Raw genomic sequence first — 7,015 nt, 5'->3', positions numbered from 1 at the left:
CTCGCGAGTCGGCCCCGGACCCCACCGGTCCGGGGCCGACTCGCGGATCGGCCCCCTCCCCCACTCCGAACGCAGGGAACCCATCCATGAGCACCGCAGAGCGGCCCGTCGGCGCCATCAAGGCGAAGCAGCGCCCGGCCGACCGGATCTTCGCCGGGACGGCGATGGCCTCCGGCACGCTGATCCTCGTCATCCTCGCCGCCGTCGCCCTCTTCCTGGTCGTGCAGTCGATCCCCGCGCTCACCGCGCCGAGCGACGAGATCTCCGGTGGCGCCGGCTTCTGGGCCTACGTCGGCCCCCTCGTCTTCGGCACCGTGTACGCCGCGGCGCTCGCCCTCGTCATCGCCGTGCCGATCTCGATCGGCATCGCGCTCTTCATCTCGCACTACGCCCCTCGCCGTCTCGCGCAGGGCCTGGGCTACGTGATCGACCTGCTGGCCGCCGTGCCGTCGGTCGTCTTCGGCCTCTGGGGCATCACGGTCCTCGCCCCCTTCGTCCAGCCCTTCTACACGTTCCTCACCGACGCGTTCGGCTGGTTCCCGCTCTTCTCCGGCCCCGTCTCGGGCACCGGTCGCACGATCCTCACCGTGGCCCTCGTGCTGGCGGTCATGATCCTGCCGATCGTCACGGCGATCTCCCGCGAGGTCTTCCTCCAGACGCCGACCCTCCACGAGGAGGCGGCGCTCGCCCTCGGCGCGACCCGCTGGGAGATGGTCCGCACGGCGGTCCTGCCCTTCGGCCGCCCCGGCATCATCTCGGCCTCGATGCTCGGCCTCGGCCGCGCACTGGGCGAGACCATGGCCGTCGCGATCGTCCTCTCGCCGTCGTTCGTCGTGAACTTCGCGCTGCTGCAGTCGACGAACTCCAACACGGTCGCCGCCAACATCGCCCTGAGCTTCCCCGAGGCCTACGGCCTCAAGGTCAACGAGCTGATCGCCTCCGGCCTGATGCTCTTCGCGATCACGCTCGTCGTGAACATGCTCGCCCGCTACATCATCAACCGCCGCAAGGCCTTCTCGGGAGCGAACTGATGGTCACCATGACGACTCCTCCTCGTCAGCGCCGCCGCGTCGAGGACGCCGCTCCCGCGGTGACGAACACGCTCACGAGCGGGCAGCTGCCCAAGTGGGCCCCCCTCGCCCTCCTCGGCGGCAGCCTCGCGCTGATGGCCGTCGTCTACGCACTCCTCGCGGTCAGCGGGGTGACCGACGGCTTCGACGTCGTCGGCACCGTCTTCTTCGGCGCCGTGCTCTACACGGTCGCCGTGTTCGTCCTGGCCCGCCTGGTCGAGGGCGCCCGACGCGCCACCGACCGGGTCGTCACTACGCTGGTCACCGCCGCCTTCGTCGTCGCGCTGATCCCGCTGATCTCGCTGATGTACACCGCGATCACCGCGGGAGCCGCGCGCTTCGACATCACCTTCTTCACCTCCTCGATGCGCAACGTCGTCGGCGAGGGCGGCGGAGCGCTGCACGCGATCATGGGCACGCTCATCATCACCGCGCTCGCGGCGGTCATCTCGATCCCGATCGGCCTGATGACGGCGATCTACCTCGTCGAGTACGGCCGCGGCCCCCTGGCCCGCGGTATCACGTTCTTCGTGGACGTCATGACCGGCATCCCCTCCATCGTCGCCGGCCTCTTCGCCTACGCCCTCCTCGTCCTGTTCTTCGGACCGGGCGTCCGGATGGGCATCGGCGGCGCGGTCGCGCTCTCGGTGCTGATGATCCCCGTGGTCGTCCGCTCGACGGAGGAGATGCTGCGGCTGGTCCCGAACGAGCTGCGCGAGGCGTCCTTCGCCCTCGGCGTGCCGAAGTGGCTGACCGTCGTCAAGATCGTCCTCCCCACCTCGATCGCCGGCATCGTCACGGGCGTCATGCTCTCGATCGCCCGCGTCATCGGCGAGACGGCTCCGCTGCTCATCGTCGCCGGGTTCACGCAGTCGATGAACTACAACCCGTTCGACGACCGGATGATGACCCTCCCGGTCTTCGTCTTCCGCCAGTACGCGGACCAGGGCTCCGACGCCGCCGCGTACATCGACCGGGCCTGGACCGGCGCGCTGGTCCTCATCCTGATCGTCATGCTCCTCAACCTGCTCGCACGCATGGTCGCGCGCATCTTCGCCCCCAAGCTCGGCCGCTAACCCGAAGGATCTCCGTTGTCCAAGCGCATCGAAGTCAACGACCTCAACGTCTACTACAGCAAGTTCCTCGCGGTCGAGGGAGTCGGACTCACCATCGAGCCCCGCACCGTCACCGCCTTCATCGGCCCGTCCGGCTGCGGCAAGTCGACCTTCCTCCGCACGCTCAACCGCATGCACGAGGTCATCCCCGGCGCCTACGTCGACGGCGAGGTGCTGATCGACGGGAACAACCTCTACGGCCCCGGCGTCGACCCGGTGCTCGTCCGCCGCCAGGTGGGCATGGTCTTCCAGCGTCCGAACCCGTTCCCGACGATGTCGATCCGCGACAACGTTCTGGCCGGCGTGAAGCTCAACAACCGCCGCATCAGCAAGTCCGACGCGGACGACCTGGTCGAGAAGTCGCTCCAGGGCGCGAACCTCTGGAACGAGGTGAAGGACCGCCTCGACAAGCCGGGCTCCGGTCTCTCCGGCGGTCAGCAGCAGCGTCTGTGCATCGCCCGCGCGATCGCGGTCTCACCCGACGTCCTGCTGATGGACGAGCCCTGCTCGGCGCTCGACCCGATCTCGACGCTCGCGATCGAGGACCTGATCGAGGAGCTCAAGAACGAGTACACGATCGTGATCGTGACCCACAACATGCAGCAGGCGTCGCGCGTCTCGGACCGCACCGCGTTCTTCAACATCGCGGGCACCGGCAAGCCGGGCAAGCTCATCGAGTACGACGACACCGCGACGATGTTCTCGCGCCCGTCCGTCCAGGCCACCGAGGACTACGTCTCGGGCCGCTTCGGCTGATCCCGCGCCCTCGAACGAGAAGAGCCGCACTCCCCTCGGGGGTGCGGCTCTCCTCGTTCGAGTGGTCCTTGCCGGTCAGGCGGTCTCGATGGCGACGATTGGATCGGTGGTCGGAGTGTCCGACCCGCCCTCGTCCTCGATCGTCACCGCGACGACGGCGCCCTCGGCCATGGTGCCCTCCAGGGGAGCCACGGTCCGGCCGTCGCCTCCCTCGAAGAGGCCTGCGGCCACGGGTCCGGTGGAGTCGATGTACCAGAGCTCGTACGTCTTGCCGTCGGGCAGCGGAGCGAGGTCGTCGACGACGAGCGCCGAACGGCCGAGCGAGCCCGACCAGACCAGCGTCGCGGTCTCGCCCGAGGCGACGGTGGCGACGGCCTCCTGCGCGTCGGGGGCGTTGCGGATCTCCTCCAGCGCGGTGAGCTCCTGGGTCTGACCGGAGCCCGGCGAGAGGACCTGGGGCAGCGTCACTCCGCCGACCACGATCACGGCGGCCGCAGCGGCGGCCGAGAGGTAGACGGCGGGGCGGGTGAACCAGCGGCCGCGAGCCTTCGCCTCGGCGCTGTGCCGCGCAGTGGACGGCGCGACCGTCTCCTCCGCGCCGCGGTGAGCGCTGGAAGGCGTCTCCGCCTCGACGGCGTGCAGTCGCGGGGTCTCGACCGGCTGGGCCGGCTCGTCCCGCGGCAGCTGCGGCGTCGTCGCGATGAGGGCCATGAGATCGGCCTTCATGCGCGGGGACGGAGCCACCGGCGTCGCGTCGTCGGCGAGGGCGTCGGCCACTGCCGCGAACCCGTCGGCCTCGGCACGCGCCTCCGGATGCTCGGCGAGGAACCGTTCGTACCTCGCCTGCTCCTCGGGAGTCAGGATGCCGAGGGCGTGGCCCGCGGCGAGCTCGCGAGGGTCGTCGGGTCGATTCACGTCGGTCACCGGGTCACCCCCATCTCTTCTCGAAGTCTGATCATTCCATCGCGCAGGCGCGTCTTGACGGTACCGACGGGGCACTGCAGGATCCCCGCGATCTCGCTGTGCGAGTACCCGCCGTAGTACGCCAGCTGCAGCGCCTGCCGCTGCAGCTCGGTCAGCCTGCCCATGGCGGCTGCGACCTTCTCGTGCTCAAGAGACACCTCCGCCTGTTCGGCGACCTGGTCGTAGTCACGACCGAGATCCCGGATTCCGATGCGCACGTCCCGGTCGCGGCCCGCTTGAGCCGCGCGTACCCGATCGATGGCCCTGCGGTGTGCCATCGTGAGGATCCAGGTCGTCGCGCTTCCTTTATTCGGAGCGAAGCGTCCAGCGGTTTGCCAGATCTCGAGGAACACCTCCTGGGTCACCTCCTCGGACTGCGCGCGGTCGACCAGCACCCGGGTGACGAGTCCGAGGACGCGGGACGCGGTGAGGTCGTACAGCTCCGAGAACGCCGCCTGATCGGCGGCGGCGATGCGCTCGAGGAGCGAACCGAGGTCGGTCGTGGTGTCGTCGCTCATCGTCGCTCCCCCGTCCGGGCCCGCTTCTGGAAACCGGCGCTCACCGCCGAGACGACGACGGCGACCGCCGCGACGATCACGACCACCTCGACGGGGTGGACCACGAAACGGATGTCGAGTGCGAATCCGCCGATGTCGACGAGCGCCGGATCCTTGAGCCGGGGCGAGAGCCAGAGGGCGACCAGACCTGCGGCCGCTGCCGTCAGAGCGGGGTAGGTCCGGGGCCGGATGAGCACCCAGAGACCGGCGATCACGTCCAGCACCGCCAGGGAGCGCATGACCGTGCCCTGCGACACGGTGACGCCTCCGCCGAGGAGGGCGCCGTCGGCGTCGTCGACCTGCGGAGCGCCGAGGAGGTAGAGGGCTGCGGCGACCAGCAGGCCGATCCCGGCCCACCACCGCGCGCCCCGTCGGAACGCGATGCGGTTCTTCATCGGGGTGGCGCCTGTCTGTCGAGGACTCGGACGTGCGGTGCGGGGCGGCCCGCCTCCGACCACCCGCCACTGGGCCCTCGCTCCCGTGCGGTTCTGCGGGGAAGAAAGGGGCCGGACCGCAGAACGCCTCTCGGCGCGAGGCCGCTCGAAGCGGCTACAAGTGGAGCCCGGGGTTACTGCGATCCGGCCTCGCCCAGTCTAACCACTGCCCCGGGGGTGGTCGCGAGGCGCGTTCGCGGTGGGTGAACGGCCTTGCGCTGCAGCGCCTACTCCAGGGAGTCGCTCCGCCACAGCCGCGCGCAGCCGGCGAGCTCGGAGGCCGTGGTCGAAAGGCGGAGGGCCCGCGTGGTCAGCTCGCTGGCGCGCGGTCCGTCGATCAGCTCGACGTCGTCGGCGACCGAGGCCGCTCCGGAGGCGCTCACGCGGCAGAACGCGGCGGCGCGGTCCAGTGCCACGGCGAAGTCGCCGTCGAACACGCCCCGGAGGATCCGGTCGGCGAGCTCGGTGATCTCGGCGGGTCCGGTGGGGGTGCTGGCGCCCGCGACCACCGGGTCGATGGTGGAGGACAGCTCCACGCCGCGCTGGTAGAGGAAGCTCGTGCTCTGCGGATCCTGCCTGATGACGAGTCGGAGCAGGTAGATGCGCCAGAGGGCGCCCGGCAGGCTCGAGGCGCTCGAGCGCGCCCACAGCTCGGCGAGCGCGTCGATGCCGTTGTGATCGGTGTACTCGACCAGGCGGTCGATGATCACCGGATCGGGGTCGTCGCGGACCCGGCTGAGCAGCGCGATCGCCGTCTCGTGGGCCACCCGGGTGATCTGGGCGGGGTCCTCGCCTCCCTGGAACGCCTCGAAGACGTGGGAGGGGAACTTGGTCGGCTTGTGGAAGCCGTCTGTCATGGGGCCGCCTTCCGCGGTCGGGAGAGCGGGCGCAGGCGTCCGCTCGGGAGTGAAGGGGTTCGAGGAGGGTAACGCCTGCGGGCCGCCGGATATGCCCCGGTCCGAGCGCCGTCGGGTCGGTCCGCCGGGCGCGCTACCCTGGATCCGCGGGCCTCTAGCTCAGTTGGCAGAGCAGCGGACTTTTAATCCGCGGGTCGTCGGTTCGAGCCCGACGGGGCCCACTCCCCCTCCCGCCGCAGGGCACTACGGCCTCGGCGGCTCCGCCAGCGGGAGCGACTCCGGCTCGCGGGTCACGACGAGGCCGCGGTCGCCGTGCGACGTCGCGAGCATCTCGCGCAGCCAGGTGTCGTTCAGGCGCGGCGGGCGGCCGCCGACGAAGTGGAACTGCAGCGGGATGTGCGGGGAGATCCAGACGGTGACGCGGCCGGACCCGCTCTCGACGGGCTTCACCCAGCTCAGGTAGAAGGTCTCGTGCCGACGGAGCTTGCGGCCGACGACGACCTGCACGTGGGCCAGGACGCGGTCGTCGAACTCGTAGACGTCGGAGGAACCGTAGATGAGCTGACCCATGGAAAGGGTTTTCCCAGGGGTGCGGATCTGCGCCCGCGGGGTAGACAGACGAGGCCCTTTCAGGGCAGCCCCCCCGCTCGTGGGGGGCTCGTCCGGGCCACTAGCGACGCCGCTCCTCGAACGGAATCCCCCTGCGTAGAGACAGAAGCGCGGTGACGATGGAGGGCATGAAGCGCCTTCACTACGCCGGTGGCTCGCTGCTCGTCGGGGACGCCGTGGCCCACGGGATCCTCGCCTACGCCCGCGAGCTGGGACTGCGCGGCATCGCCGACACGATCGTCGTCGCAGGGACTACGCCCGAGGGCGAGCGCGAGCAGGCCGAACTGCTGATCGGGCCCGCGAGTCAGCTCCTCCTCGTCGAGGACGACTCGCCGGAGGATCCCGCAGCGGATGCGGCGGCCCTCGAGGAGCTCGACCGTCGCCGCGGCGCGCTGGAACCGCGCGTCGAGCACGTCACGGCCGAGGATCAGCCCGAGCCCGTGGCGGACTACGACGAGTGGTCGATGCTCGCTCGCGACGAGGAGTGACCGGCGACGAGGAGTGACCGGCGCGCCTACTCGTGGCAGAGCGACCAGATCGAGTCCGGGTAGTCGTGCACCTCGTCGCCGTCGAGCAGGCGCCAGACCCCGGCCTGGTGCTCGAGGAGGCGGCCGTGCACGACCTCCGATCTCCATCCGTCGTCGGTCCGGTACC

Annotated in this window: 9 protein-coding genes and 1 tRNA gene; 5 read left to right on the top strand and 5 right to left on the bottom strand. The window is 70.3% G+C overall.

Going from position 1 to position 7,015, the window contains the following annotated elements; translation table 11 throughout:
* Positions 1 to 86: 86 nt before the first annotated feature.
* The 3 genes from pstC to pstB are packed head-to-tail and all read left to right on the top strand — an operon-like array spanning position 87 to position 2,941.
* Entirely contained in the window at positions 87 to 1,031 is a 945-nt protein-coding gene (pstC, locus tag ASF46_RS04640; RefSeq protein ID WP_055787626.1) for a phosphate ABC transporter permease subunit PstC, read from the top strand.
* Complete coding sequence (pstA, locus tag ASF46_RS04635) at positions 1,031 to 2,146, top strand: phosphate ABC transporter permease PstA (protein WP_200919661.1); 1,116 nt, start codon at positions 1,031 to 1,033, stop codon at positions 2,144 to 2,146. The genes pstC and pstA overlap by 1 nt, the downstream gene beginning before the upstream one ends.
* A 15-nt stretch (positions 2,147 to 2,161) precedes the next feature.
* Entirely contained in the window at positions 2,162 to 2,941 is a 780-nt protein-coding gene (pstB, locus tag ASF46_RS04630) for a phosphate ABC transporter ATP-binding protein PstB (protein WP_055787623.1), read from the top strand.
* A 75-nt stretch (positions 2,942 to 3,016) separates the two neighbouring features.
* On the opposite strand, the gene ASF46_RS04625 is transcribed toward pstB, so the two are convergent.
* The 4 genes from ASF46_RS04625 to ASF46_RS04610 all read right to left on the bottom strand — a co-directional run bounded on the left by ASF46_RS04625 (position 3,017) and on the right by ASF46_RS04610 (position 5,752).
* Positions 3,017 to 3,865: an anti-sigma factor domain-containing protein gene (locus tag ASF46_RS04625; RefSeq protein ID WP_056866582.1), complete on the bottom strand. Its 849-nt coding sequence runs from the start codon at positions 3,863 to 3,865 to the stop codon at positions 3,017 to 3,019.
* Complete coding sequence (sigK, locus tag ASF46_RS04620) at positions 3,862 to 4,422, bottom strand: ECF RNA polymerase sigma factor SigK (RefSeq protein WP_055787617.1); 561 nt, start codon at positions 4,420 to 4,422, stop codon at positions 3,862 to 3,864. Before sigK ends, ASF46_RS04625 begins: the two co-directional genes overlap by 4 nt.
* Positions 4,419 to 4,856 (bottom strand): hypothetical protein, encoded by a 438-nt coding sequence (locus tag ASF46_RS04615; protein WP_056866581.1) that lies wholly within the window; start codon positions 4,854 to 4,856, stop codon positions 4,419 to 4,421. The genes sigK and ASF46_RS04615 overlap by 4 nt, the downstream gene beginning before the upstream one ends.
* Positions 4,857 to 5,122: 266 nt before the next feature.
* Positions 5,123 to 5,752, bottom strand: coding sequence for a hypothetical protein (locus tag ASF46_RS04610; RefSeq protein ID WP_055787611.1), 630 nt, complete (start codon positions 5,750 to 5,752; stop codon positions 5,123 to 5,125).
* Positions 5,753 to 5,900: 148 nt separating this feature from the next.
* Here ASF46_RS04610 and ASF46_RS04605 point away from each other — a divergent pair.
* A tRNA-Lys gene (locus tag ASF46_RS04605) sits at positions 5,901 to 5,973 on the top strand.
* Positions 5,974 to 5,995: 22 nt separating this feature from the next.
* Here the strand turns inward: ASF46_RS04605 and ASF46_RS04600 are convergent.
* Complete coding sequence (locus ASF46_RS04600; protein WP_056866580.1) at positions 5,996 to 6,322, bottom strand: hypothetical protein; 327 nt, start codon at positions 6,320 to 6,322, stop codon at positions 5,996 to 5,998.
* A gap of 167 nt (positions 6,323 to 6,489) precedes the next feature.
* On the opposite strand from ASF46_RS04600, the gene ASF46_RS04595 reads away from it, so the two are divergent.
* Positions 6,490 to 6,849 (top strand): hypothetical protein, encoded by a 360-nt coding sequence (locus ASF46_RS04595; RefSeq protein ID WP_157602204.1) that lies wholly within the window; start codon positions 6,490 to 6,492, stop codon positions 6,847 to 6,849.
* Positions 6,850 to 7,015: the final 166 nt, after the last annotated feature.

Origin of the sequence: Rathayibacter sp. Leaf296 (assembly GCF_001423045.1) — a bacterium.
Taxonomy (GTDB): Bacteria; Actinomycetota; Actinomycetes; order Actinomycetales; family Microbacteriaceae; genus Rathayibacter; species Rathayibacter caricis.
Note: the sequence above shows the minus strand (reverse complement) of the source record. Positions and strands in the feature narration are given on the sequence as shown.